The following is a 26,120-nucleotide window of genomic DNA, read 5'->3' on the forward strand; positions in this document are numbered from 1 at the left end:
TGGGGCCGATCCGCACCTTCGCCGCGTAGCCTCATACTTGATGGAGTCCTTCTCGCGTAACCGAAAGCTGTACCTGTGACGATCAAGCCCGACCCGACCCTCACCCTGCCCGACGACCTCGGGAAGCTGCACTTCGTCGGCATCGGCGGCTCCGGGATGAGCGGCATCGCCCGCCTGTTCCTCGAGGCCGGCCACACGGTGACGGGATCGGATGTGCGGCACTCCGCGAACATCGACGCCCTGCGCGCCCTGGGGGCGACGGTCGCCATCGGCCACGACGCGGCCAACGTCGGCGACGCCGACACGCTCGTCGTCACCGGCGCGCTCTGGCAGGACAACCCCGAGTACCAGCTGGCCCTCTCGAAGGGGCTGCCGGTGCTGCACCGCTCGCAGGCCCTCGCCTGGCTGATCAACCGCTCGCGCCTGGTCGCCGTCGCGGGAGCGCACGGCAAGACCACGTCGACCGGCATGATCATCACCGGCCTTCTCGGTCTGGGCGAAGACCCGAGCTTCGTCAACGGCGGTGTGATCGCCTCCCTCGGCAAGAGCTCGCAGACGGGCACCGGCGAGCTGTTCGTCGTCGAGGCGGACGAGTCGGACGGTTCGTTCCTGCTGTACGACACCGCCGTCGCCCTGATCACCAACGTCGACCCCGACCACCTCGACCACTACGGCTCGCTGGAGGCCTTCGAGGAGGCGTTCGTGACGTTCGCCCGCGAGGCGGACGAGTTCGTGGTGGTGTCGTCCGACGACCCCGGCGCCGTGCACGTGACCGGACGGCTGCGCGAGCAGGCGCCGGACAAGCGCATCGTCACCTTCGGCGAGGCGGAGGATGCGGAGGTCCGCGTCCACAGCATCGTGACCGACGGTCCGGTGTCGTTCGCCCTCCGGTACCGCGGCGACGACTTCGCCGCCCAGCTCCGCGTCCCGGGCCGGCACAACGCGATCAACGCGGCCGGCGCCTTCGCCGTCCTCACCGGCCTCGGCTTCGACCCTGCAGCCTCCCTGGCCGCCATCGCGGAGTTCGGCGGCACCGAGCGCCGCTTCGAGCTGCACGGCACCGTCGCGGGCGTCAGCGTGTACGACGACTACGCCCACCACCCGACCGAGGTCGCGGCGGCCCTGTCCGCCGCCCGCACGGTCGTCGGGGAGGGACGGATCATCGCCGTCCACCAGCCGCACCTGTACAGCCGCACGCGCCTGTTCGCGAAGGAGTTCGCCGAGACCCTCGAGCAGTACGCCGACGAGACCGTGGTGCTCGACGTCTACGGCGCCCGGGAGGACCCGGAGCCCGGCGTGACGGGAGCGCTCGTCGCCGACCGCTTCGAGCATCCCGACAAGGTGGCGTTCATCGCCGACTGGCAGCAGGCCGCCGACCACACGGCGCAGATCGCGCGCGAGGGCGACTTCGTCATCACGCTCGGCTGCGGCGACGTGTACCGGATCGTGCCCCAGCTGCTCGACTCGCTGCGCCGGGAGCACCCGGACGCCGCCGCGGCGGAGTAGCGGGACCCCTCTGTGAAGCGTCCCCAGGGTCACGACCGGCAGGAGGTGCCGGCCTCCGCGCCCGCATCCCGGCCGTCCGACCCGGCCGGGCGCGACGTCCGGACTTCGAGCGGTCCGTCGCGCTCCGTCGGGACCGTGACCGAGCCGATCCCGGTGGTCCGGCCCGAGCGCGCGACGACACAGGCGTCCCCGCTGAGCGCCCCCGCGCCCAGCCGGGAGACGGACTCGTCGCCGTACTCGCGCCTCCCGAGCAACCGGGAGATCGACAAGGCGCTCCGCGCCGCCCGCCGGGAGCGGAAGCGGCTGGAGCGCGGCGAGGTCCGTCGTTTCACCAAGCGGTCGCGGCGGCGCCGCCTGGCCTGGCTCGCCGTCGCGGGAGTCGTCGTGCTCCTCGTCGTGGCCGTGGGTCTCGTGGCGTACTCGCCGCTGCTGGCGCTGAAGCACATCCAGGTCACGGGGACCTCCCGGCTGGATGCGAGCGCCGTCGAGAAGAAGCTGACGGACCAGCTCGGCACCCCGCTGCCCCTGCTCGATCAGGCGAGCATCTCGAGCGACCTCGCCGCGTTCCCGCTCATCCGCAGCTACGCGGTGGAGAGCCATCCCCCCGACTCGATCGTGGTCCGCGTGGTGGAGCGGCAGCCCGTGGGCGTCATCCAGCAGGGGACTGCGTACACACTTGTGGATGCGGCCAAGATCCCGATCTCGAGCAGCGAGAAGCGACCGGACGGGTACCCGATGATCGCCGCCAGCGGCGGCGCCGCCGATGTGGATGCCGACTCCGGGTTCGCGGCGGCGGCCAGCGTGCTGAGCGCACTGCCCGCCGACGTGCTGGCGCAGGTCGACACCATCGCCGCGAAGACGAAGGACGACGTGAGCTTCACCCTTCGGGGCCGCCATGCGACGGTCGTCTGGGGGAGCGCGGAGGACTCGTCGCTGAAGGCGGCGGATCTCGCCGCGCTGCTGAAGAGCGCGGGCGACGCGTCGCGCTACGACGTGTCGTCCCCGCACAGCGTGACGACGGGTTGAGCGCGCTCATGAACGAGACTTTTCCGACACGCCTACCGGGTTACGGAGGCGGAGGGCGCGCGCACCTAACGTCGAATCAAGAATTGCATACTCAGCAAGACTTTAAGCCTCAGCTAGAGGTTGAAGGTTCCCGTGGAGGCCGGACGTGACAGCACAACAGAACTACCTCGCCGTGATCAAGGTCGTCGGCATCGGCGGAGGCGGCGTCAACGCCGTCAACCGCATGATCGAGCTCGGCCTCCGCGGCGTCGAGTTCATCGCCATCAACACGGACGCGCAGGCGCTGCTCATGAGCGACGCCGACGTCAAGCTCGATGTCGGCCGTGAGATCACCCGCGGCCTCGGCGCCGGAGCGGACCCGGAGGTCGGCCGTCGCGCCGCCGAGGACCACGCGGAGGAGATCGAGGAGGCGCTCGCCGGCGCCGACATGGTCTTCGTCACCGCGGGTGAGGGCGGCGGGACCGGCACGGGCGGTGCTCCGGTCGTCGCGCGCATCGCGAAGTCGATCGGCGCGCTCACCATCGGTGTCGTCACCAAGCCGTTCTCGTTCGAGGGCAAGCGCCGCCAGCAGCAGGCCGAGGCCGGCGTCCAGCGCCTGAAGGAAGAGGTCGACACCCTCATCGTGGTGCCGAACGACCGGCTGCTGGAGATCAGCGACCGCGGCATCAGCATGCTGGAGGCGTTCTCCACCGCCGACCAGGTCCTCCTCGCCGGTGTCCAGGGCATCACCGACCTGATCACCACGCCGGGTCTGATCAACCTCGACTTCGCCGACGTGAAGTCGGTCATGCAGGGCGCGGGCTCCGCCCTGATGGGCATCGGCTCCTCGCGGGGAGCCGACCGGGCCATCAAGGCCGCCGAGCTGGCGGTCGCGTCGCCGCTGCTGGAAGCATCCATCGACGGTGCGCACGGCGTGCTCCTGTCCATCCAGGGTGGATCGAACCTCGGCATCTTCGAGATCAACGACGCCGCCCGGCTGGTCCAGGAGGCCGTGCACCCGGAGGCGAACATCATCTTCGGTGCGGTCATCGACGACACGCTCGGCGACGAGGTCCGCGTGACCGTCATCGCCGCCGGCTTCGACGGAGGCGAGCCGAACTCGCGTCCCGTCACGGCGGACAGCCGCCGCGCGAGCTACGTGGAGGCGGGCTCCGAGCAGTCGCAGGTGGCCTCCTCCGCCGAGGTCGAGGCGGGCGAGATCCCGGCTCCGACGACCACCGACGCCTGGCAGACCGGCGAGAGCCCGGTCACCGAGGCGGCCCCCCAGAAGGACCCGGCGTTCGACGACGAGAATGACGACCTCGACATCCCCGATTTCCTCAAGTAACGGGCTGGCCGAACGGCTCGCCGCGGTCCGGGAGGGTGTCACCGACGCCGCCCGGGCCGCGGGCCGTTCGCCGGAGGAATTGACCACCATCGTGGTCACGAAGTTCCACCCGGCGTCGCTGGTGCGCGAGCTCGCGGAGCTCGGCGTGCGCGACGTGGGGGAGAACCGTCACCAGGAGGCGCAGGAGAAGGCGGCAGAGCTCGCCGACCTCGACCTGACCTGGCACTTCGTGGGCCAGCTGCAGAGCAAGAAGGCGCGGCAGGCGCGCCGCTACGCCTCCGTCATCCACTCGATCGACCGCTTCTCGCTCGTGGATGCGCTCGCGAACCGCGATGGAGACGCCGACGGCGACGTGGATGCGTTCGTCCAGCTCAATCTCACCGACGACCCAGGACGCGGCGGCGTCGCCGATCGCGACCTCGAGCCGCTGGTGGAGCACGTGCTCGCCACCCCCGGCCTCCGGCTGCTCGGCGTCATGGCCGTGGCCCCGCTCGACGAGGAGCCCGCGCGCGCGTTCGAGCGCGTCCGTGCGGCGTCCGATCGCGTCCGCGCCCTCGCTCCCGACGCGTGGAAAATCTCCGCCGGGATGTCGCAGGACTACCGCGAGGCGATCGCCGCCGGCGCGACACACCTTCGGATCGGGACCGCCATTACCGGGAATCGGCCGGAGCTTCGTTAATCTCGAAAAGAAGAGTTCGAAGTGCGTGGCGAGGCGTCGACGCGCAGGTCTGTACGGAGGAACCCATGGCCAACCCGCTGAAGAAGACGATGGTCTACCTGGGCCTCGCCGACGAGGAACTGGAGTTCGAGGAGCAGCCGCAGGAGCAGGCTCAGCACCAGCCCCGCCGCGAAACCCCGGTCCACACCCCGGCCGCGTCGCCGGTGCAGGCCGTCCCCCATCCCGCTCCGGTCGCACCCGCGGCCGGCCGCGCTCCGGTCACCCCGCTGCGCAAGTCGTCGTCCACCGCACGGAATGCATCGGTACAGGAAATGAACGAGATCCTCACGGTCCACCCCCGCCAGTACCGCGACGCGCAGGCGATCGCCGAGTCGTTCCGGGAGGGCATCCCGGTCATCATCAACCTGTCGCAGATGAGCGAGGGCGACGCCCGCCGCCTCATCGACTTCGCCAGCGGCCTGTCGCAGGGCCTCTACGGCAAGATCGAGCGGGTCACCCCCAAGGTGTTCCTCCTGTCGCCGAGCCACGTCGTCGTCTCCGGCGAGCACGGCGGCCAGGACGCAGAGGTCGACGCCTCCTTCTTCGCCCAGGCCTGATACACCGCTCAACAGACGCACCGAAAGCGCACCGTCTCCAGGGGAGGCGGTGCGCTTTCGTCCATACTGGGAGAGTGTTTGTCGTCTCGATCCTCGCGACCGTCCTCTATTACGCGCTCCTGATCTACTTCTTCGTGCTGTGGGCCCGGTTCGTGCTGGATCTGGTCCGCGTCTTCGCGCGGCAGTGGCGGCCCCGGGGGTTCGGCCTCCTCCTGGCGGAGTCGACCTACGTGGTGACCGATCCGCCCATCCGTTTCTTCCGGCGCGTGATCCCGCGCGTCTCGATGGGTCCGGTCGCGATCGACTTCGGCTGGAGCCTGACCATGCTGGTGGTCATCATCGGCTTGTACGTCACGCTGGGATTCCGCTGAGCGTCGCTCCCGTGTCGCGCCCGGGTCGCGTTGTATCGTTGACGAGCCGACGCGCTGAGCGTGCGGTGGAGTGCGCGACTCCCGCCCGCTTTGCTAGCGTTGGCTGAACGCGTTTCTGTTCCAATTTCACGAAGGTGGCTCACCATGGCGCTGACTCCGGAAGATGTAGTCAACAAGCGGTTCCAGCCGACGAAGTTCCGCGAGGGCTACGACCAGGACGAGGTCGACGACTTCCTCGACGAGGTCGTCGTCGAGCTGCGTCGCCTCAACCAGGAGAACGAGGAGCTCAAGCAGCGTCTCGTGGCGGCCGATTCCCGCATCGCCGAGCTGCAGCGCAGCGGCGGCCAGGGCGGTGCCGCCCCCGTCGCGGCAGCAGCGCAGGCCGACAACGGTGAGGCCGAGCGCCTCCAGCGCGAGAACGAGGAGCTCAAGCAGCGCCTCGCCCAGGCTCAGCAGGAGGCCGCTGCGGCCAAGCAGCAGGCCGAGCAGCAGTCGCAGCAGGCGCAGGCTGCCCCCGCCGCCGCCTACCAGGCGCCCGCCGACGACGCGAACGACCCGAACGCGACCAACAACCTCCTCCAGCTGGCGCGCCGTCTCCACGAGGAGCACGTGCGCGAGGGCGTCGAGAAGCGCGACCAGCTCATCGCCGAGGGTCACGCCACCGCCGCACGCATCGTGGCCGAGGCCGAGTCCAAGCAGCGCGCCCAGATCAGCGCCCTCGACCAGGAGCGCACAGGTCTCGAGCGCCGCATCGACGAGCTCCGCACGTTCGAGCGCGACTACCGCAAGGGCCTCAAGAGCTACATCGAGGGTCAGCTCCGCGACCTCGACGCTCCGGTTCAGGGCGGCTCGGGCGGCTCCCGCTCGGCTGCTCCGGTGAGCGCCGGCAACGGCGTCCCGGCACCGGTCCCCGCGGGCGGCTCCGACGAGTCCAGCAACCAGGGCCAGCAGCCGCCGGTCTTCCCCGGTTTTGGAGGCTAGCCCCTCCCGGTCCAAGGTCAGCATCAGGGCCTTGGCGGTCCTGGCAGTGGTCGCGCTCTGCGTGTACCTCGTCGATCAGATCGCCAAGGTCCTGGTCGTTGCAAACCTGTACGAGGGCCAGCAGATCGCGGTCCTGGGGCAGTTGCTCCAGCTCCATTTCGTGAAGAACGCCGGCGCCGCGTTCTCCATCGGAAGCAACTCGACGTGGATCTTCTCCATCGTCGGGATCGGCGTGCTCGGGTTCGTGATCTGGTACGCCCCCCGCATCCGGTCGACGGCCTGGGCGGTGCTGTTCGGGCTGCTGCTCGGCGGACTGCTCGGCAACCTGACCGACCGCCTGTTCCGCGAGCCGGGCTTCGGTGTCGGCCACGTCGTCGACTTCCTGCAGATCCCGCTCCTGCCGGCGATCTTCAACCTCGCCGACGTCGCGATCGTGTCGAGCATGGCGCTGTTCCTCATCCTCACCCTCCGCGGTGTGGGACTCGACGGGAAGCGCGCGCACGACGAGGACGCGGACGCCGAGCCGGCGGACGACTCCGAGGCGGATGCAGCGGCTCCGGTCGCCGAGCAGCATCCCGTCGCCGACCAGGCGCCTGCCGACCCGCACGACAAGCCGACGAGCTAGTGGAGTCGCGCAGCTTCCCGATCCCCGACGGGCTCGACGGCTCGCGCGTCGACGCGGGCCTGGCGAAGCTCCTCGGCTTCTCGCGCAGCTTCGCCGCGGAGATCGCCGAGTCCGGCGGCGTGACGCTGGACGGCCGCGAGACGGGCAAGTCCGACCGCCTGACCGCGGGCTCCTGGCTCGAGGTCTCGTGGCAGCCCAAGTCCGACGTCGAGATCGTCCCCATCGCGGTTCCCGAGCTGACGATCGTGCACGATGACGACGACATCGTCGTGATCGACAAGCCGGTCGGCGTGGCCGCGCATCCGTCGGTCGGGTGGGAGGGACCGACGGTCCTGGGCGCACTGGCCGCCGCGGGCTTCCGCATCTCGACCTCCGGCGCCGCCGAGCGCGCGGGGATCGTGCACCGCCTGGACGCCGGTACGAGCGGCCTGATGGTCGTGGCGAAGTCCGAACGGGCGTACACGGCCCTCAAGCGCGCCTTCCACGACCGCACGGTCGAGAAGATCTACCACGCGGTGGTTCAGGGGCACCCCGACCCGCTGACGGGCACGATCGATGCGCCGATCGGGCGGCATCCCCGGTCGGACTGGAAGTTCGCGGTCGTCGCCGGCGGGAAGCCGTCGGTCACCCACTACGAGACGATCGAGGCGTTCCCCTCCGCCAGCCTGCTCGAGGTGCACCTGGAGACCGGCCGCACGCACCAGATCCGCGTGCACATGGCGGCGCAGCGGCACCCGTGCGTCGGCGATGCGATGTACGGCGCCGACCCCGTCCTGAGCGCGAAGCTCGGCCTCACCCGCCAGTGGCTGCACGCCGTCCAGCTCGCCTTCGACCACCCGGCGACGGGGGAGTGGGTCACCTTCACGACCACCTACCCGGACGACCTGCAACACGCACTCGACGTGCTCCGGGATTCCTGACCCCGCCCCTCACGCGCAAAAAACGGAGGACTCCTCGCCGCGTCGGCGACCCGAATTCCTCCCTTCCGCGACGACGAACGGCGTGTCGGATTCGATCTCCTCCGTTCCTCGCACGGCCGCCGGGCGTCGGCCCGAAAATGTCGCCAGAGGCGTTTAGGCTGAAGGGGTCATGAGCGACTCCTTCGTACACCTCCACGTCCACAGCGAGTACTCGATGCTCGACGGGGCGGCGCGCGTCAAACCGCTGATCGAATCGGCCGCCGCGCAGGGGATGCCCGGGGTCGCGATCACCGACCACGGCAACATGTTCGGCGCCTTCGACTTCTGGCGCACGGCGACCGATGCGGGGATCAAGCCGATCATCGGCACGGAGGCGTACCTCACGCCTGGCACCCATCGCAGCGACAAGACCCGCATCCGCTGGGGCGACGGCGGCGGAGACGACGTGTCCGGCTCGGGCGCCTACACGCACATGACGCTGCTGGCCGCGACCACCGAGGGGATGCACAACCTCTTCCGGCTGTCGTCGTACGCCTCCATGGAGGGCTACTACTTCAAGCCGCGCATGGACCGCGACCTGCTGACCCGCTACTCGAAGGGCATCATCGCGACCACCGGCTGCCCGTCGGGCGAGGTGCAGACCCGCCTGCGGCTCGGCCAGTACGAGGCGGCGCGGGCGGCGGCGGCCGACTACCGCGACATCTTCGGAAAAGAGAACTTCTTCGCCGAGATCATGGACCACGGTCTCGGCATCGAGCGCCGGATCATGACCGACCTCATCCGGCTGGCCAAAGATCTCGGCCTTCCGCTGGTGGCGACCAACGACCTCCACTACACGCACGCGGAGGACGCGAAGAGCCACGCCGCCCTGCTGTGCGTGCAGTCGGGTTCGACCCTCGACGACCCGAACCGGTTCAAGTTCGACGCGGACGAGTTCTACCTGAAGACGCCGGAGCAGATGCGGCAGCTGTTCCGCGACTACCCGGAGGCGTGCGACAACACGCTCGCCATCGCCGAGCGCTGCGACGTGCAGTTCGACACGGCCGCCAACTACATGCCGCGCTTCCCGGTTCCCGCGGGCGAGACGGAGCAGACCTGGTTCGTCAAGGAGGTCGAGAAGGGTCTCGAGCAGCGCTACCCGGGCGGCATCACCCCCGAGGTGCGCAAGCAGGCCGACTACGAGATCGGCGTGATCTCGCAGATGGGCTTCCCGGGATACTTCCTCGTCGTCGCCGACTTCATCAACTGGTCGAAGCGCAACGGCATCCGCGTCGGCCCCGGCCGTGGTTCCGGTGCAGGTTCGATGGCCGCGTACGCGATGCGCATCACCGACCTGGACCCGCTGCAGCACGGCCTGATCTTCGAGCGCTTCCTCAACCCCGACCGCGTCTCCATGCCCGACTTCGACGTCGACTTCGACGACCGCCGCCGCGGCGAGGTCATCAAGTACGTGACAGAGAAGTACGGCTCCGAGCGCGTCGCCCAGATCGTCACGTACGGCACCATCAAGGCCAAGCAGGCGCTGAAGGACTCCGGGCGCGTGCTCGGGTTCCCGTTCTCCATGGGTGAGAAGCTCACGAAGGCGATGCCGCCGCCCGTCATGGGCAAGGACATCCCGCTGACGGGCATCTTCGACAAGGACCACCCGCGCTACAAGGAGGCCGTCGACATCCGCGCGGTCGTCGAGACCGACCCCGAGGCGAAGACCGTCTTCGACACGGCGCTCGGGCTCGAGAACCTGAAGCGCCAGTGGGGCGTGCACGCGGCCGGCGTGATCATGTCGTCCGACCCGCTGATCGACATCATCCCGATCATGAAGCGGGAGCAGGACGGCCAGATCGTCACGCAGTTCGACTATCCGGCCTGCGAGTCGCTCGGTCTGATCAAGATGGACTTCCTCGGGCTCCGCAACCTCACGATCATCAACGACGCGCTCGACAACATCCGCGACAACCGCGGCGAAGAGCTCGTGCTGGAAGAGCTGGAGCTCGACGACCGGCCCGCGTACGAACTGCTCTCGCGCGGCGACACACTGGGCGTGTTCCAGCTGGACGGCGGCCCGATGCGGTCGCTGCTGCGGCTGATGAAACCGGACAACTTCGAGGACATCTCGGCGCTCATCGCGCTGTACCGCCCGGGCCCCATGGGCGCGAACTCGCACACCAACTACGCGCTGCGGAAGAACGGCCTGCAGCCGATCACGCCCATCCATCCCGAGCTCGCCGAGCCGCTTGCCGAGATCCTGTCCACCAGCTACGGCCTCATCATCTACCAGGAGCAGGTGATGGCGATCGCGCAGAAGGTCGCCGGATTCTCGCTCGGACAAGCAGACATCCTGCGCCGTGCGATGGGCAAGAAGAAGAAGTCCGAGCTGGACAAGCAGTTCGAGGGCTTCTCGCAGGGCATGGTCGGCAACGGCTACTCGATGGAGGCCGTCAACAAACTGTGGGAGATCCTGCTCCCGTTCTCCGACTACGCGTTCAACAAAGCGCACTCGGCGGCGTACGGCGTCATCTCCTACTGGACGGCCTACCTCAAGGCGCACTACCCGGCGGAGTACATGGCCGCGCTGCTCACCAGTGTCGGCGACTCCAAAGACAAGATGGCGCTCTACCTCAACGAGTGCCGCCGCATGGGCATCAAGGTGCTCCCGCCCGACGTCAACGAGTCCAACCTCTACTTCGCCGCGGTCGGCGAGGACATCCGCTTCGGGATGGGCGCGGTGCGCAACGTCGGTGCCAACGTCGTCGAGGGCGTGCGCGAGGCGCGCGAGACGAAGGGCCGGTTCGAGTCGTTTCACGACTTCCTGAACAAGGTGCCCATCCACGCCGCGAACAAGCGGACGGTCGAGTCGCTGATCAAGGCGGGCGCCTTCGACACGCTGGGGCACACCCGGCGCGCCCTCGTCGAGGTGCACGAGGATGCCGTCGAGTCGGCCGTCAAGATCAAGCGCAACGAGGCGAACGGCGACGTCGGTTTCGACTTCGACAGTCTCTGGGGTGAGGACGAGGCGGCGCAGACGCAGCACCACATCCCGCAGCGGCCGGAGTGGGGGAAGCGCGACAAGCTGGCGTTCGAGCGCGAGATGCTCGGGCTCTACGTGTCCGACCACCCGCTCGCCGGCCTGGAGCTGCCTCTGGCGAAGCTGGCGAGCACCGGGATCGCGGAACTCGTCGGCTCGGAGAGCATCCAGGACGGCGAGACGGTCACGATCGCGGGGCTGGTGACGAGCGTCCAGCACCGCGTGGCCAAGGCCTCGGGAAACCAGTACGGCATGATCCAGGTCGAGGACTTCGGCGGCGAGCTCACCGTGATGTTCATGGGCAAGGCGTACCAGGAGTACTCGTCGCAGCTCCAGGGCGATGCGATCGTGGTCGTCCGCGGCCGCGTGAGCATGCGTGACGACGGGATGAACCTGCACGCGTTCTCGTTGATGACGCCCGACCTCGGCCAGGCGAACGACGCGGGTCCGCTGATGATCACGATGCCGGACCAGCGCGCGACGACCGACACGGTGCTCTCGCTGAGCGAGGTGCTGGCCCGTCATCCCGGCGAGAGCGAGGTGCGTCTACGGCTCGTGAAGGGGCAGGTCGCGCGCGTGTTCGAGGTGCCGAAGCCGGTGAAGGTGAGTGCCGACCTCTACGGGGAGCTCAAGGGGCTGCTCGGCCCGAACTGCCTGGTCTGAGCGCGCGTCAGACGGCGGTGCCGGGGCGCCAGTAGGTGCGCTCGTGGTAGACGAGCGGAGCGTCGTCCTCGCCGAGGGCGCCCTCCTCGATCTGCACGATCACGACCGCGCTGTTGTGCACCTGCACCCGCTCGATGATGCGGCCGACGATCCAAGCGGTCGTGTCCTTGATGACCGGGAGGCCGTGCGGTCCGCGATACCAGTGGTCGCCGAGGAAGCGCTGCTGGTTGTCGCCCGACAGCACCTGGGCGACCTCGCGATTGCGCACGCCGAGCGTGTGGATGACCACGCGATCCGTCTCGGCGATCGCCGGCCAGCTCGACGCGGACAGCGCCATGTTGAAGGTCGCGAGCGGGGGCACGGCGGCGAGCGACGCGAGTGAGGTCGCCGTGAATCCGACCGGTGTGCCGTCCTCACGCTGCGCCGTGATGATCGCGACGCCCGCCGCGTGACGGCGGAACGTCTGCCGGAAGGCCGCGAGGTCAGGTGTCGCGTGCGCGAGGGCGCCGTCGGTGGGGTCGGGGGATGCGCTGTTCATACTGTCTGTTACAAGCTCCGATCGGCGGCGACCATTCCACAGGTCCCCTTGGTTTTCACAGGGAGGGACGGCCGCGCTGCCGGGGATTGCGGGCGGGATAGGCTGGTCGGGTCATGATCCAGACCATCGATCTCCGCGGAATCCAGCCTACTCGCGCCGCCTTCCAGCGCCTCGTGCCCCGACCAGTCGTCGACGTGCAGGCGGCGATGTCGGTCGCCGCCGAACTCATCGACGACGTGCGCCATCGCGGTGTCGCGGCGCTGGCGGAGCAGGCCGAGCGTTTCGACGGTGGTGCGCCGGCATCCGTCCGGGTGCCGCAGGCCGAGATCGCTGCCGCCGTCACCGCCCTCCCGGCTGACGTCCGCGAGGCACTCGAGGAGGCCATCGCGCGCGTCCGCGAAGCGACCGCCGCGCAGGTGCCGCCGGCCGCAGAGACCGTGATCCGCCCCGGCGCGACCATCGTGCAGCGCTGGGAGCCGGTCGAGCGCGCCGGTCTGTACGTGCCGGGCGGCAAGGCGGTGTACCCGTCGAGCGTCGTGATGAACGCGGTTCCCGCGCAGGTCGCCGGGGTCGCGTCGGTCGCGCTCGTCAGCCCGCCCCAGCGCCAGTTCGGGGGAGCCGTCGATCCGGCGATCCTCGGCGCTGCGGGCCTGCTGGGCATCGACGAGGTCTACGCGATGGGCGGCGCCGGCGCGATCGGCGCTCTGGCGTACGGCGTCGAGGAGATCGGGCTCGACCCGGTGCAGGTCATCACCGGACCGGGCAACATCTACGTCGCCGCGGCGAAGCGGGTGGTGCGCGGGCAGACCGGAATCGACTCGGAGGCCGGGACGACGGAGATCCTGGTGATCGCCGACGATTCGGCCGACGCCGGCTACGTCGCCGCCGACCTGGTCAGCCAGGCGGAGCACGACGAGGCCGCGGCTTCCCTGCTCGTCACCGACAGCCCCGCCTTCGCCGAGCGCGTCGTCACGGAACTGGACCGGCTCGCCTCAGCCACCAAGCACGCGGAACGCGTGCGGACGGCCCTCGGCGGGCCGCAGTCCGCCGTCGTCCTGGTCGACGACCTGGAGGCGGCGGCCGCGTTCAGCAACGCGTACGGGCCCGAGCACCTCGAACTCCAGACGGCCGACCCGCAGGCGCTTCTCGCCTCCATCCGCAACGCCGGCGCGATCTTCCTCGGGCCGACCTCCCCGGTCAGCCTGGGCGATTACCTAGCCGGGTCGAATCACGTGCTTCCGACCGGCGGCCAGGCGCGGTTCTCCCCGGGCCTGGGCGCCTACTCGTTCCTGCGCCCGCAGCAGGTCGTGACCTACGACCGCGACGCACTGCGCGAGGTAGCCGACCGCATCGTCGCGCTCTCGACAGCGGAAGACCTGCCGGCGCACGGCGAGGCGGTCACCCAGCGGTTCCGCACCAGCTGAGCGATAGAATCCCTTCATGTTCTGCCCCTTCTGCCGCCACCCGGACTCCCGTGTCATCGACTCGCGGACGAGCGACGACGGACTCTCCATCCGCCGTCGCCGGCAGTGCCCGCAGTGCGGCCGGCGCTTCTCCACGACCGAGACGGCCAGCCTCAGCGTGATCAAGCGCAGCGGCGTGGCCGAACCGTTCAGTCGCGAGAAGATCGTGCTCGGCGTCCGCAAGGCGTGCCAGGGCCGACCGGTGACCGACTCCGACCTCGCCGTCCTGGCGCAGAAGGTCGAGGAGACCATCCGCTCCACTGGCGCGTCGCAGATCGAGGCGAACGACATCGGGCTCGCGATCCTGCCCGAGCTGCGCGAGCTCGACGAGGTGGCGTACCTGCGCTTCGCGAGCGTGTACCAGGGCTTCGACTCGCTCGACGACTTCGAGGCGGCCATCCGGTCGCTGCGGCTGGCGCACCAGCCGGAGCCGGTCGAGGCCAAATAGCCGACCCGGTCGCGGCGGCTCCCGGCTCCAGCGCGCGGTATTCTCATAGCGGCATGTATCGCGCACTCTTCGACCTCGTCCTGTCCCGCCTCGACCCCGAGCGGGCGCATCACCTCGCGTTCGTGGTGATCCGCGCCCTCCCGGCCGTCGGCCTCGGCGGTGTCGCGCGGCGCTTCACCGCGCCCGATCCGTCGTTGGCCGTGGAGGCGCTGGGGCTGCGGTTCGACTCGCCGTTCGGTGTCGCCGCCGGCTTCGACAAGGACGGCGAGGGAGTGCTCGGTCTGGGTGCGCTCGGCTTCGGCCACGTCGAGGTGGGCACCCTCACCGCCCGTCCGCAGCCGGGCAACGAGAAGCCGCGCCTGTTCCGGCTCATCCCCGACCGTGCCGTCATCAATCGGATGGGCTTCAACAACCACGGTGCGGGTCCCGCCGCCGACCGGCTGCTGCGCGTCCGGCGTGCCCGCACGCGTCCCGTGCTCGGTGTCAACATCGGCAAGTCCCGCGTCGTCGCGGTCGAGGATGCCACGGCCGACTACCTGACGAGCGCCCGCGCCCTGGCCCCGGTCGCCGACTACCTGGTCGTCAACGTCAGCTCGCCCAACACGCCGGGCCTGCGTGGACTGCAGGAGCTCGAACTGCTGGCTCCGCTCCTGACCGCGGTCAAAGAGGTCGCGGGGGAGACGCCTCTGCTGGTCAAGATCGCGCCGGACCTCACCGACGACCAGGTGGAGCGCATCGCGCGGCTCGCGGTCGAACTGGGGCTGGCGGGCATCATCGCCACGAACACCACCATCGCGCGCGACGGTCTGCGCACCGATCCGGCCGTCGTCGAGGCGGCCGGTGCGGGCGGACTGAGCGGCGCGCCGCTCGCCGCGCGCTCGCTCGAGGTGCTGCGGCTGATCCGCGCCGTCGTCCCCGCCGAACTGTGCGTCATCTCCGTCGGCGGCGTCGAGACGGCCGAGGACGTGCAGGAGCGTCTGGATGCGGGCGCGACGCTCGTCCAGGGCTACACGGCGTTCCTCTACCGCGGTCCGCTGTGGGCCCGGCAGATCAACCGGGGGCTGCTACGCCTCCGGCGTGCCCTGGTGGAAGCGTAGGCGCCAGCGCCCGGAGCTGCGCACCCAGAGCGAGCTGCGCAGGGTCGCGCCCCGCGCGTCCATCGTCCGAGCGGTGAGCAGCAGGGTCTCGGGAGCGACGCGGTCGACGGCGAGCACTTCGAGGTCGGCGGCCGACGAGTTCTCGTCGCCGAGTTCGGAGACCAGCGCATCCCGGCCCCAGAGCCGGCCGGAACGACCGATCTCCTCGAAGGACGGATGCAGCAGCTCGGCCAGCCGGGAGGCGTCGGAACGCACCGCGGGCTCGAGCAGTTCGCGTTCCAGCCGCGCGACGGCCTCCTCGTCGGTCTCCTCGGGCGGCAGTGCGTCGAAGAGATCGAACTCGAGAGCCGCATCGTCGGTGGCGGGTGCGTCGGTGGCGGGTGCGGCGGCGGCGAGGGACGGCGCGGCGGCCGCCGGCGACGGCTCGCTCGCCGGTGCGAGCTCGGGTGCGCGTCCACCCCATCCTGGGCCGATCGGGATCGGATCGCCCTTCTGGTACGCGGTCGCCACCGCTCGGGCGCGCTCGTCGGCGGCTTCGTTCAGGTCGTGGCCGGCGTGGCCCTTGACCCACTCGAATGCGTAGCGGCGGCCCTGGAGGGCGCGGTCGAGGCGTTCGAGCAGCTCGCGGTTGAGCACCGGCGCGCCGTCGGCCTTGCGCCAGCCCTTCCGCTTCCAGCCCGGCATCCACTTGGTGACCGCGTTGATGACGTACTGGCTGTCGCAGATGATGTGGAGGTCGTCGTCCAGGTGGGCGGTCGCCTCCAGGAGGTCGATGACGGCCATGAGCTCGCCCTGGTTGTTGGTGCCGTGCGGCCAGCCGCCGGCGGACCAGTGCGCGTCGTCCGCATACCAGGCCCAGCCGGCCGGGCCGGGGTTACCGAGGGCGGAGCCGTCCGCCGCCGCGACGATCGCCACGTCAGCTGGGGAACTGGCCGCGCTTGACCTGCGGCTTCGGCAGGCGCATGACCCGCAGCTGCAGCGCGCGCATGGCGCCGTACCAGCGCAGGCCGCGCTCGATCTTCGACTTGCCGAACTTGTCGCCGATGCGCCGCTGGATCAGGAAGCCCAGCACGATGCAGTCGATGACGGCGATGAGGAAGAAGCCCCACAGCGCGAACAGGCCGTACACCTGCATCGCGGGCCAGGGCAGGAAGGTGAGGACGATGACGATGAGCATCACCGGGATAAGGAACTCGCCGATCGAGAAGCGGGCGTCCACGTAGTCGCGCACGTACCGGCGCTGGGGTCCGCGGTCTCGCGCGGTCAGGTAGCGGTCATCGCCGGCGGCCATGCCGATGCGGGCCTTCTCGCGCGCCTCCGACTGCTTCTGCCGGGCGACGCGGGCCGCCTCCTTGCGGTCGGTCGGGACCAGCGGTCGCTTGCGTGCGGCCTCCTGCTGGCGGCGGCTCGGCGTCGGGGCGCCCTTGCCCTGCCGCAGCCGTTCTGCCGTCTCTTCGGGGGTCTCCGGCGCGGGCGTGTCCGCCTCGCTCGCCGCGTTCTGTCGTTTCGCCAACTTCGAGCCTTCGGTTGTGGGGTCCGTTTAAGATTACCCGCATGACAGACAGCCAGCAGACCCCAGTTCCGTCCGCCACCGGTTCCGCCGCCCAGAACGCGCCGGAGGGCGCTGCGGGGGAGGGCGCGACGGGAGGCGGCACGACGGGAGGCGGCGCCGAGGACCGCGTCCGCACCGCGGTCCAGGCGGGACTGCCGTCGGCGATCGCCGATCTCTCGCAGCTCGTCCGCATCCCGTCGGTGTCGTGGTCCGCGTTCGACCCGGAGAACGTGCGCCGGAGCGCCGACGCGGTGGCCGGGCTCCTCACCGACACCGGCATGTTCGATCGGGTCGAGGTCAAGCAGGCGCCGATCGGGGAGGGCGAGACGCTCGGACAGCCGGCCGTGCTCGCGACGCGGGCCGCCCGCAACGGCCGTCCGACCGTCCTGCTCTACGCGCACCACGACGTGCAGCCGCAGGGCGACGAGGCGAACTGGGACACCTCCCCGTTCGAGCCGACCGTGCGCGGCGACCGCCTCTACGGGCGCGGCGCTGCGGACGACAAGGCGGGAGTGATGACCCACGTCGCGACGGTCCGCACCCTGCGCGAGGTGTTCGGGGACGACCTCGAGGTCGGCCTCGCCGTCTTCATCGAAGGGGAGGAGGAGTTCGGCTCGCGGTCGTTCGCGAACTTCCTGGAGCAGAACAAGGAGGCCCTCGCCGCCGACGTCATCGTCGTGGCCGACTCCGACAACGTCGACGTCGACACGCCCGCGCTCACGGTCTCGCTGCGCGGCAACGTCACCTTCCGGTTGACCGTCTCCACCCTCGAGCACGCCTCGCACTCGGGAATGTACGGAGGCGCCGCGCCGGATGCCATGCTCGCCCTGTTCAAGGTCGTCGCCACCCTGCACGACGCGGACGGCGCCGTCGCGGTCGACGGCCTCTCCTCGTACACCGATGCGCCCGAGCCGCCGGCGTTCTCCGAGGAGCAGCTGGCGGAGGACGCCGCCTTCCTCCCCGGCGTGACGAGCGTCGGACGGGGACCCATCCTGTCCCGGATGTGGTCCCAGCCGACCATCACGGTCACGGGCATCGACGCGCCCAGCGTCGCCAACGCATCCAACACGCTGCTGCCCAGCGTCGCGGTGCGGATCAGCTCCCGCGTCGCGCCCGGACAGCCGGCCCGCGAGGCCTACGCGGCGCTCGAGAAGCACCTCCGGGAGCACGCTCCGTTCGGGGCGCACATCGCGATCGACGACGTCGACCTCGGTGACCCGTTCCTCGTCGACACCGCCGGCTGGGCTGCGACCGAGGCGAAGCGCGCGATGACGGACGCCTGGGGCGCCGAGGCGGTCGAGACCGGTATCGGCGGGTCCATCCCGTTCATCGCGGACCTGGTGCGCGAGTTCCCGGACGCGCAGATCCTGGTGACCGGCGTGGAGGACCCGGACACGCGTGCGCACAGCCCGAACGAGTCGCTCCACCTGGGCGTTTTCAAGCGGGCGATCCTCACCGAGGCGCTGCTGCTGGCGCGGCTCAACGAGCGCACCGCATCCTGAGCAGTTCGCCCGCTCTCCCGAATTCGCAGGAGAGCGACGTAGAATCGACGCAGATTTCGTTCCGAAGCCTGAACCATCCCTTGTGAGGAGTCCTATGACCGACACAACGCTGACCGCGACCAAGGCCCACGGAGTCGGCCTCACCGACACCGCGGCATTCAAGGTCAAGAGCCTGCTCGAGCAGGAGGGCCGCGACGACCTGCGTCTGCGCGTCGCCGTCCAGCCCGGTGGATGCTCGGGTCTGATCTACCAGCTGTACTTCGACGAGCGGATGCTCGACGGAGACGCGACCGTCGATTTCGACGGGGTGGAGGTCATCGTCGACAAGATGAGCGTGCCGTATCTCGACGGCGCGACCATCGACTTCGAGGACACGATCCAGAAGCAGGGCTTCACGATCGACAACCCGAACGCGACCGGTTCGTGCGCCTGTGGAGACTCGTTCCACTAGGTCGCATAGCACACGAGAACACACTGGGCCGCCCTCCACAGGGCGGCCCTTTTGTTCTGATCCGGGTGTCGGTCGGAGTAGGGTAGAGACAGCCACATACAGTTTCATGTGAACTGTCCAGTAGTCACTCGAAAGGTCACCGGTGCGTCACAATCGCCGTCTCCGATGGGCTGCCATCCCGATCGCTGCGACGCTCGTCGTGGCCCTCGCGGGCTGCACGCAGGCTCAGCTGCACGGATTCCTCCCGGGCTTCGTCGCAGGCGAGCCGCCCGTCACGAATCACACCGACCGCATCAGCGGCCTCTGGGTGACCAGCTGGATCGTCCTGCTCATCGTGGGCATCGTCGTCTGGGGCCTCACCCTCTGGGCCGTGATCGTCTACCGCCGCCGGAAGGGCCAGACCGGCCTCCCGGTGCAGCTGCGCTACAACATGCCGATCGAGATCTTCTACACGGTCGTGCCCCTGATCCTCGTCCTGGGTTTCTTCGCCTTCACCGCTCGCGACCAGAACGCCATCGAGAAGCCGTATGCGAACCCCGACCTCAAGATCCAGGTCTACGCGAAGCAGTGGGCGTGGGACTTCAACTACGTCACCGACAACGTCTACGACCCGGGCATCCAGGTCCAGCCGGATGACAACAGCGCCACCCCCGGCTCGGTCCAGGAGGGCGAGGTCCCGGTCCTCTACCTGCCCGAGAACAAGAAGATCACGATCCAGCTCGACTCGCGCGACGTGATCCACTCCTTCTGGGTCCCCGCGATGCTGTACAAGAAGGACGTCATCCCGGGCAAGACGAACTACATGTACTTCGAGACGACGAACCGCACCGGCACCTTCGTCGGAAAGTGTGCCGAGCTCTGCGGCGAGTACCACTCGGCGATGCTCTTCAACGTGAAGATCGTGTCGCAGTCCGAGTACGACGCCCACATCCAGAAGCTCCGTGACCAGGGCTACGAGGGTCAGCTGGGCTCCGAGTACGACCGCAACCAGAACCTGCCAGGAACGGGCGCCCCCTCGGGCGGCCAGGGCAACGAGTAGGACGCAAGATGACGACGACTGCACCGGCGCCCGGCGCCACCGCCGCTCCTCCGAGGCCGACCTCGACGATCCTCACTCCCAACGGTGCGGCTCGTAAGGGCAACATCCTCGTGAACTACATCACGTCGACCGACCACAAGACGATCGGGTACATGTACCTGATCTCCTCGTTCATCTACTTCCTCGTCGGCGGCGTGATGGCCCTCATCATCCGCGCCCAGCTGTTCGAGCCGGGCCTGAACGTGGTCGCCACCAAAGAGCAGTACAACCAGCTCTTCACGATGCACGGCACGATCATGCTGCTCATGTTCGCGACGCCGCTGTTCGCGGGCTTCGCCAACGTGCTCATGCCGCTGCAGATCGGTGCGCCCGACGTCGCGTTCCCGCGTCTGAACGCTCTGGCCTACTGGTTCTACTCCTTCGGCTCGCTGATCGCGGTCGCCGGCTTCCTCACCCCGCAGGGTGCGGCGTCCTTCGGCTGGTTCGCATACGCGCCACTCTCGAGCACGACCTTCTCGCCAGGCATCGGCGGCAATCTCTGGGTGCTCGGCCTCGGCCTCTCCGGCTTCGGCACGATCCTCGGTGCCGTGAACTTCATCACCACGATCATCACGATGCGCGCACCGGGCATGACCATGTTCCGGATGCCGATCTTCACCTGGAACACCCTGGTGACGTCCATCCTCGTGCTGATGGCCTTCCCGGTGCTGGCGGCGGCGCTGTTCGCCCTCGCGGCCGACCGCGTGTTCGACGCGCACATCTACGACGCGGCGAACGGCGGAGCTCTGCTCTGGCAGCACCTGTTCTGGTTCTTCGGGCATCCGGAGGTCTACATCATCGCGCTGCCGTTCTTCGGCATCGTGTCCGAGATCTTCCCGGTGTTCAGCCGGAAGCCGATCTTCGGGTACAAGACCCTGGTGTACGCGACCATCTCCATCGCCGCGCTGTCGGTGACGGTGTGGGCGCACCACATGTACGTCACCGGATCGGTGCTGCTGCCCTGGTTCTCCCTGATGACGATGCTCATCGCGGTCCCGACCGGCGTGAAGATCTTCAACTGGGTCGGCACCATGTGGCGCGGTTCGCTCACCTTCGAGTCGCCGATGCTCTGGTCGATCGGGTTCCTGATCACGTTCACCTTCGGTGGTCTGACGGGCGTCATCCTGGCTTCGCCGCCGCTCGACTTCCACGTGTCCGACACGTACTTCGTGGTCGCCCACTTCCACTACGTGGTCTTCGGAACCGTCGTCTTCGCGATGTTCGCCGGCTTCTACTTCTGGTGGCCGAAGTGGACGGGCAAGATGCTCAACGACCGGCTGGGCAAGTGGCACTTCTGGCTGCTGTTCATCGGCTTCCACACGACGTTCCTCATCCAGCACTGGCTGGGCGTCGTCGGCATGCCGCGACGGTACGCGACCTACCTGCCGTCGGACGGCTTCACCTGGATGAACCAGGTGTCGTCGATCGGTGCGGGCATCCTCGCGATCTCGATGATCCCGTTCTTCGTGAACGTCTACCTGACCGCGCGAAACGCGCCGAAGGTCACCGTGAACGACCCGTGGGGCTACGGACGTTCGCTCGAGTGGGCGACGAGCTGCCCGCCGCCGCGCCACAACTTCACGTCGATCCCGCGCATCCGTTCGGAGTCGCCGGCGTTCGACCTGAACCACCCCGAGGCGGGCATCCCGATCGGTGTGGGCCCGGCGAAGGACGCCCCCGACGCTCCCGTGCACGACGTCGCGAACGACGAGGTGAAGTAACCATGCGCGCTAATGCCAATCTGTTCTGGATCCTGTCGGCCTTCTTCCTGCTGTCATCGATCGCCTACACGCTCTGGAACCTGATCGATCAGGCCCACCGCAACGTGGAGTGGGTCGGCACCGTCGGCATGCTCCTCGCCGCGATTCTGTCCGCGTTCATCGCCTTCTATGTCGGCCGCTCGCACGCGGCCCAGGGCGGCGAACTCCCGGAGGACCGCCTCGACGCGAACATCGACGACGGCGACCCGGAGCTCGGGCACTTCAGCCCGTGGAGCTGGTGGCCCGTGGCCCTCGCCTTCGGCGCGGGCCTGGTCATCCTCGGCCTCGCCGTCGGTTTCTGGATCTGCTACATCGGTGTCGCCTTCAGCCTCATCTGCATCGTGGGCTGGGTCTACGAGTACTACCGCGGCTACTTCGCCCGCTGACCTATACCGCGCGCACAAGAGGGCCGTCTCCTTCGGGAGGCGGCCCTCTTTGCGTGTGGGGCGGGGTGTGCGACCGTGGGCTCGCCGGCACCCGACCGCACCTAGTTGACGCAACACGCCGCCCGCCGCCGCGTCGGATGGCGTGTTGTGTCAACTCGATGACGAACGCGACCGCGCCGGGCAGACCGCGAGCACCTGGTTGACGAGACACGCCGTCCGCATCCGTCTCGCGGCGGCGTGTTGCGTCAAGTGGGCGAAGCGTGCGACCGCGCGAGGTGGACCGGCCGCGCCTGGCCGACCGGCCGCATCTGGTTGACGAGACACGCCGCCGGCCGCCGTCGCGGGACGGCGTGTTGCGTCAACTCGATGACGCATGCGACCGCGGGTGGCCGACCGGCCGCACCTGGTTGACGGGACACGCCGCCGGCCGGCGTCGCGCGATGGCGTGTTGCGTCTAGTAGGAGGCTCTGGTTCTCGGGGTCAGCGGCGGGCTAAGCGGAGGACGTCGACGGAGACCCGCGTGACGTCCGCGGACGTGGACGCGGGCGTGCCGCCGGAGGCGGCGTGCCGGGCCGACGGTCCCATGCCCGCCAGGGCGTCGCGGAGGGCGTCGGTGAGCGGCAAGTCGTAGGCGACGGTTTCGCGCGCCTGCAGCGCGTACAGGGGCTCAGAGGCGGTGATGACGTCCTCTGCCTTGTCGGCGGGGATGTCGAGCATCGTCCCGCCCGCGCGGAGAGAGCCGAGGTGGTCCGCCCGGGGGACCACCACGACGAGAGTTCCACCCGGCCGCAGCACCCGGTGGAACTCGGGCAGGTTCCGTGGCGCGAAGACATCCAGGATGGCGTCGGCGGTCCCCGATCGCACCGGGAGGGGCCGCCACGTGTCGGCCACCAGCCCGTCGATACGGTCGGAGGAGCGCACCGCGCGGGCGACGGCCTGCGGCGACAGGTCCATCGCCAGTCCGCGCGCGTCCGGCGCAGCCGCCAGGGCCGCGCGGAGGTAGTGTCCCGTGCCGGCACCGGCGTCGAGGATCCGTTCCGGCAGGACCGTCGCGGCCGCCGATGCCACGGCGTCCGCGATGGGGGAGTAGGCGCCGCCTTCGAGCACCGCGTCGCGCGCATCCAGCATGTCGGCGGTGTCGCCGAGGTGCTTGGTTCCACCGCCGAGCAGGGAGACGTAGCCGCGCTTGTTGACGTCGTGGCGGTGACCGTTCGCGCAGCCCAGGGTCAGCGGTCCGGCAGGCTCCAGGTCCGCCGCGCACACCGGACAGCGCAGCCACGAGGAGAGACGACTCAGGTCAGCAGACATCGAGGGGACCCTCCCGGCAGAAGCGGACGGCAGAACGGACGGCGGAGACGGACGGCGGAAACGCGGAAGCGCCGGCGCGAATGAACGCACCGGCGCTTCTGTCGACGGGGGACCGTCAGTGGAGTTCGTGGCCCGACTCGAGCTCACCCCGCGACGGCGGCAGGATGCGGTCCTCGAAGAACCAGCGGGAGAGACCCGCGCGCACGCGGTTCGCGGCGGTGATCTTGCCTCGACGGTTCGGACGGAGCATCAGCGGCTCGTACGACTCGAACGAGACGAGACGCCAGCGCTCGTAGTCGCTCAACTGCTCGTGCACCTCGATGAACTCGCCACCGGGGAGCTTCACGATGCGGCCCGACTCGTAGCCGTGGAGGGCGATCGAGCGGTCCTTCTTCTGCAGCGCCAGGCAGACGCGCTTGGTCACGACGTACGCGATCAGCGGGCCGATGAAGAGCAGAGCCTGGAGCGCGTGGATCACGCCCTCCATCGTCAGCTTGAAGTGCGTGGCGATGATGTCCGAGCTCGCCGCCGCCCAGAACACCGCGTAGAACGTGACGCCCGCGGCACCGATCGCGGTGCGGGAGGCCGCGTTGCGCGGACGGTCCAGGATGTGGTGCTCGCGCTTGTCGCCCGTGACCCATCCCTCGAGGAACGGGTAGATCATGACGGTCACGATGAACAGGCCGAGGATCGCCACCGGGACGATGATGTTGAACGACCAGGTGCGGTCGAGCCACACGAACTCCCAGCCCGGCGGGACGAGACGCAGCGCGCCGTCCGCGAAGCCGATGTACCAGTCCGGCTGCGTACCCGCGGACACCGGGGAGGGGTCGTACGGGCCGTAGTTCCAGATCGGGTTGATCGTGAAGAACGACGCCATCAGCACCACGACACCGAACACGATGAAGAAGAAGCCGCCGGCCTTGGCCGCGTACACCGGGAGAACCGGGTAGCCGACCACGTTGCCCTGCGTTCGTCCGGGCGCCGCGTACTGGGTGTGCTTGTGGATGACCACGAACATCAGGTGCAGTGCGATGAACGCCACCACGACCGCGGGGAGCAGCAGGATGTGCAGCGTGTACAGACGCCCCACGATCGCCGTCCCCGGGAACTCGCCGCCGAAGAGAAGGAACGAGATCCAGGTGCCGACGACCGGCAGGCCCTTGATGAGGCCGTCGATGATGCGGAGGCCGTTGCCCGAGAGCAGGTCGTCGGGGAGCGAGTAGCCGGTGAAGCCCTCACCCATCGCGAGGATGAACAGCACGAAGCCGATGACCCAGTTCAGCTCACGCGGCTTGCGGAAGGCGCCCGTGAAGAAGATGCGGAGCATGTGCAGACCGATGGAGGCCACGAACAGCAGGGCCGCCCAGTGGTGGATCTGCCGGACGAGCAGCCCGCCGCGCACCTCGAACGAGATGTTGAGCGTGCTCTGCATCGCGGAGGACATCGAGATGCCCTTGAGGGGCACGTACGAGCCGTTGTAGACGACTTCCGCCATGGAGGCCTGGAAGAAGAACGTCAGGAAGGTGCCCGACAGCAGGATCACGATGAAGCTGTAGAGCGCGACCTCACCGAGCAGGAACGACCAGTGGTCGGGGAAGATCTTGCGACCGAACTCCTTGACGGCGCCCGAGATGCTGGTGCGGTCCTCGAGGTAGTTCGCGGCTGCCGCCGTGAACCCGCCCGTCGAGGACGTCGTCTGTGCCGCAGGCCGTGCGGCGGTCGTGGTGCTCAATGGCGCTCCCAGAAGCTTGGGCCGACGGGCTCGTGGAAGTCGCTCCGGGCGACCAGGTAGCCATCGGCGTCAACGGTGATCGGCAGCTGCGGCAGAGGCCGCTTGGCCGGTCCGAAGATGACCTGCGCTTCGTGCGTGATGTCGAACTGCGACTGGTGGCACGGGCAGAGCAGGTGGTGGGTCTGCTGCTCGTAGAGCGCCACAGGGCACCCGACGTGCGTGCAGATCTTGGAGTAGGCGACGATGCCGTCGTAGTTCCAGGACTCGCGGCCCTTGGACACGTGCAGGTCCTCGGGCTTCAGACGCATGAGCAGTACTGCGGCCTTGGCCTTCTGCTCCAGCATGTTCTCGGCCTCGTTGAGGCCTTCGGGGATGACGTGGAACGCGCTGCCGAGGGTCACATCGGACGCCTTGATCGGGGTTCCGGTTGGGTCGCGGGTGAGGCGGACGCCCTTGGCCCACATGGTGTTCGCGAGCAGCTCCACCGGGTCTTCGTTCATCGGCGCGAGCCCGCGGAACAGCATCACGGCGGGAAGCGGGAAGGCGATCAGTGCACCGATCAGGCTGTTGCGAACCAGGATGCGGCGGCTGAAGCCGGACTCCTCGTCGGCCTGGCGGAAGATCTCAGCCGCACGCTCGGTCGTCGCCTCGCTGCCCCGGACGGGGTGGCGGAGGTCGACGCCCTCCTTCTCGTGCATGAGCGCCTTGCCCCAGTGGACGGCGCCGATTCCAATCGCGAGGAGGGCGAGAGCACCGCCGATGCCGATGAACAGGTTGTTCAAGCGGACCGATCCGGGGTCGCTGTCGACGATCGGGAAGGCGAGGTAGGCGGCGACCGCCCACACCGAGCCCGCGATCGACAGGTAGAACAGCGTGTAGACCGTGCGCTCGGCCCGGCGCTCCTTGCGCGGGTCGAGGTCGGTGACGCGCGGACGGTGCGGCGGGAAGCCGGGGTTCTCGACGGCGTCGCGGATGATCAGCGCCGTTCCGGGGTCGCCGGTCCGGTGCGCCTCAGACGAACTGGCGGGCGTAAGCTCGCGACCGCCGTTCTCGTCCTGTGCCATTGCTCTCCTTCTTACGACTAAC

The 26,120-nt window shown here is 69.1% G+C and carries 24 protein-coding genes; 18 read left to right on the forward strand and 6 right to left on the reverse strand.

Features of this window, described 5'->3' with window-relative positions; all coding sequences use genetic code 11:
• Positions 1–75 precede the first annotated feature (75 nt).
• From murC to dnaE, 10 genes are all read left to right on the forward strand, one after another.
• Positions 76–1,506 carry a UDP-N-acetylmuramate--L-alanine ligase gene (murC, locus tag QRN40_RS14160; protein ID WP_285116344.1) on the forward strand — a complete coding sequence of 477 codons (1,431 nt, stop codon included), beginning with the start codon at positions 76–78 and terminating at the stop codon, positions 1,504–1,506.
• A gap of 12 nt (positions 1,507–1,518) precedes the next feature.
• Complete coding sequence (locus QRN40_RS14165) at positions 1,519–2,532, forward strand: FtsQ-type POTRA domain-containing protein (protein WP_285116346.1); 1,014 nt, start codon at positions 1,519–1,521, stop codon at positions 2,530–2,532.
• A 145-nt stretch (positions 2,533–2,677) separates the two neighbouring features.
• On the forward strand, positions 2,678–3,859 hold the full coding sequence (ftsZ, locus tag QRN40_RS14170; protein WP_285116347.1) for a cell division protein FtsZ: 1,182 nt from the start codon (positions 2,678–2,680) through the stop codon (positions 3,857–3,859).
• Positions 3,825–4,538, forward strand: coding sequence for a YggS family pyridoxal phosphate-dependent enzyme (locus tag QRN40_RS14175; protein ID WP_285116349.1), 714 nt, complete (start codon positions 3,825–3,827; stop codon positions 4,536–4,538). The genes ftsZ and QRN40_RS14175 overlap by 35 nt, the downstream gene beginning before the upstream one ends.
• Before the next feature lie 65 nt (positions 4,539–4,603).
• The gene (locus QRN40_RS14180) at positions 4,604–5,134 is read left to right on the forward strand and encodes a cell division protein SepF (RefSeq protein WP_285116350.1); all 531 of its coding nucleotides are present in this window, start codon (positions 4,604–4,606) and stop codon (positions 5,132–5,134) included.
• A 74-nt stretch (positions 5,135–5,208) separates the two neighbouring features.
• A complete protein-coding gene (locus QRN40_RS14185; RefSeq protein WP_285116351.1) occupies positions 5,209–5,505 on the forward strand; it encodes a YggT family protein in 297 nt (98 codons plus the stop codon).
• Between the two features lie 144 nt (positions 5,506–5,649).
• Positions 5,650–6,486, forward strand: a complete 837-nt coding sequence (locus tag QRN40_RS14190) for a DivIVA domain-containing protein (RefSeq protein WP_285116352.1) — start codon at positions 5,650–5,652, stop codon at positions 6,484–6,486.
• Between the two features lie 31 nt (positions 6,487–6,517).
• Positions 6,518–7,111 (forward strand): signal peptidase II, encoded by a 594-nt coding sequence (gene lspA, locus QRN40_RS14195; RefSeq protein WP_285116353.1) that lies wholly within the window; start codon positions 6,518–6,520, stop codon positions 7,109–7,111.
• Positions 7,111–8,031, forward strand: a complete 921-nt coding sequence (locus tag QRN40_RS14200; protein WP_285116354.1) for an RluA family pseudouridine synthase — start codon at positions 7,111–7,113, stop codon at positions 8,029–8,031. Before lspA ends, QRN40_RS14200 begins: the two co-directional genes overlap by 1 nt.
• A gap of 169 nt (positions 8,032–8,200) precedes the next feature.
• Positions 8,201–11,716 carry a DNA polymerase III subunit alpha gene (dnaE, locus tag QRN40_RS14205; RefSeq protein ID WP_285116355.1) on the forward strand — a complete coding sequence of 1,172 codons (3,516 nt, stop codon included), beginning with the start codon at positions 8,201–8,203 and terminating at the stop codon, positions 11,714–11,716.
• A gap of 7 nt (positions 11,717–11,723) precedes the next feature.
• On the opposite strand, the gene QRN40_RS14210 is transcribed toward dnaE, so the two are convergent.
• Complete coding sequence (locus QRN40_RS14210) at positions 11,724–12,254, reverse strand: flavin reductase family protein (protein ID WP_285116356.1); 531 nt, start codon at positions 12,252–12,254, stop codon at positions 11,724–11,726.
• A 113-nt stretch (positions 12,255–12,367) separates the two neighbouring features.
• Between QRN40_RS14210 and hisD the strand changes: the two genes are divergently transcribed.
• The 3 genes from hisD to QRN40_RS14225 are packed head-to-tail and all read left to right on the forward strand — an operon-like array spanning position 12,368 to position 15,262.
• Positions 12,368–13,678 carry a histidinol dehydrogenase gene (gene hisD / locus QRN40_RS14215; protein WP_285116357.1) on the forward strand — a complete coding sequence of 437 codons (1,311 nt, stop codon included), beginning with the start codon at positions 12,368–12,370 and terminating at the stop codon, positions 13,676–13,678.
• Positions 13,679–13,694: 16 nt separating this feature from the next.
• Positions 13,695–14,165, forward strand: a complete 471-nt coding sequence (gene nrdR / locus QRN40_RS14220) for a transcriptional regulator NrdR (RefSeq protein ID WP_285116358.1) — start codon at positions 13,695–13,697, stop codon at positions 14,163–14,165.
• A 53-nt stretch (positions 14,166–14,218) separates the two neighbouring features.
• On the forward strand, positions 14,219–15,262 hold the full coding sequence (locus QRN40_RS14225) for a quinone-dependent dihydroorotate dehydrogenase (protein WP_285116359.1): 1,044 nt from the start codon (positions 14,219–14,221) through the stop codon (positions 15,260–15,262).
• On the opposite strand, the gene QRN40_RS14230 is transcribed toward QRN40_RS14225, so the two are convergent.
• Positions 15,230–16,177 (reverse strand): ribonuclease HI family protein, encoded by a 948-nt coding sequence (locus QRN40_RS14230; RefSeq protein WP_285116361.1) that lies wholly within the window; start codon positions 16,175–16,177, stop codon positions 15,230–15,232. The two genes, QRN40_RS14225 and QRN40_RS14230, sit on opposite strands and share 33 nt — an antisense overlap.
• A gap of 1 nt (position 16,178) precedes the next feature.
• The gene (locus QRN40_RS14235; protein ID WP_285116362.1) at positions 16,179–16,775 is read right to left on the reverse strand and encodes a DUF3043 domain-containing protein; all 597 of its coding nucleotides are present in this window, start codon (positions 16,773–16,775) and stop codon (positions 16,179–16,181) included.
• A 41-nt stretch (positions 16,776–16,816) separates the two neighbouring features.
• On the opposite strand from QRN40_RS14235, the gene QRN40_RS14240 reads away from it, so the two are divergent.
• From QRN40_RS14240 to QRN40_RS14260, 5 genes are all read left to right on the forward strand, one after another.
• Complete coding sequence (locus QRN40_RS14240) at positions 16,817–18,316, forward strand: dipeptidase (RefSeq protein WP_285116363.1); 1,500 nt, start codon at positions 16,817–16,819, stop codon at positions 18,314–18,316.
• A gap of 94 nt (positions 18,317–18,410) precedes the next feature.
• Entirely contained in the window at positions 18,411–18,767 is a 357-nt protein-coding gene (erpA, locus tag QRN40_RS14245; RefSeq protein ID WP_285116364.1) for an iron-sulfur cluster insertion protein ErpA, read from the forward strand.
• Positions 18,768–18,909: 142 nt separating this feature from the next.
• A complete protein-coding gene (gene ctaC / locus QRN40_RS14250) occupies positions 18,910–19,806 on the forward strand; it encodes an aa3-type cytochrome oxidase subunit II (RefSeq protein WP_285116365.1) in 897 nt (298 codons plus the stop codon).
• A gap of 8 nt (positions 19,807–19,814) precedes the next feature.
• Entirely contained in the window at positions 19,815–21,566 is a 1,752-nt protein-coding gene (gene ctaD, locus QRN40_RS14255) for an aa3-type cytochrome oxidase subunit I (RefSeq protein WP_285116366.1), read from the forward strand.
• A gap of 2 nt (positions 21,567–21,568) precedes the next feature.
• On the forward strand, positions 21,569–21,991 hold the full coding sequence (locus tag QRN40_RS14260) for a cytochrome c oxidase subunit 4 (RefSeq protein ID WP_285116367.1): 423 nt from the start codon (positions 21,569–21,571) through the stop codon (positions 21,989–21,991).
• Positions 21,992–22,471: 480 nt separating this feature from the next.
• On the opposite strand, the gene QRN40_RS14265 is transcribed toward QRN40_RS14260, so the two are convergent.
• The 3 genes from QRN40_RS14265 to qcrA form a co-directional block, all read right to left on the reverse strand.
• Positions 22,472–23,299 (reverse strand): methyltransferase domain-containing protein, encoded by an 828-nt coding sequence (locus tag QRN40_RS14265; protein WP_285116368.1) that lies wholly within the window; start codon positions 23,297–23,299, stop codon positions 22,472–22,474.
• A gap of 115 nt (positions 23,300–23,414) precedes the next feature.
• A complete protein-coding gene (gene qcrB / locus QRN40_RS14270; RefSeq protein WP_285116369.1) occupies positions 23,415–25,034 on the reverse strand; it encodes a cytochrome bc1 complex cytochrome b subunit in 1,620 nt (539 codons plus the stop codon).
• A complete protein-coding gene (gene qcrA, locus QRN40_RS14275; RefSeq protein ID WP_285116370.1) occupies positions 25,031–26,098 on the reverse strand; it encodes a cytochrome bc1 complex Rieske iron-sulfur subunit in 1,068 nt (355 codons plus the stop codon). The genes qcrB and qcrA overlap by 4 nt, the downstream gene beginning before the upstream one ends.
• Between the last annotated feature and the right edge of the window lie 22 nt (positions 26,099–26,120).

It is taken from the genome of Leifsonia sp. fls2-241-R2A-40a (assembly GCF_030209575.1).
Taxonomy (GTDB): domain Bacteria; phylum Actinomycetota; class Actinomycetes; order Actinomycetales; family Microbacteriaceae; genus Leifsonia.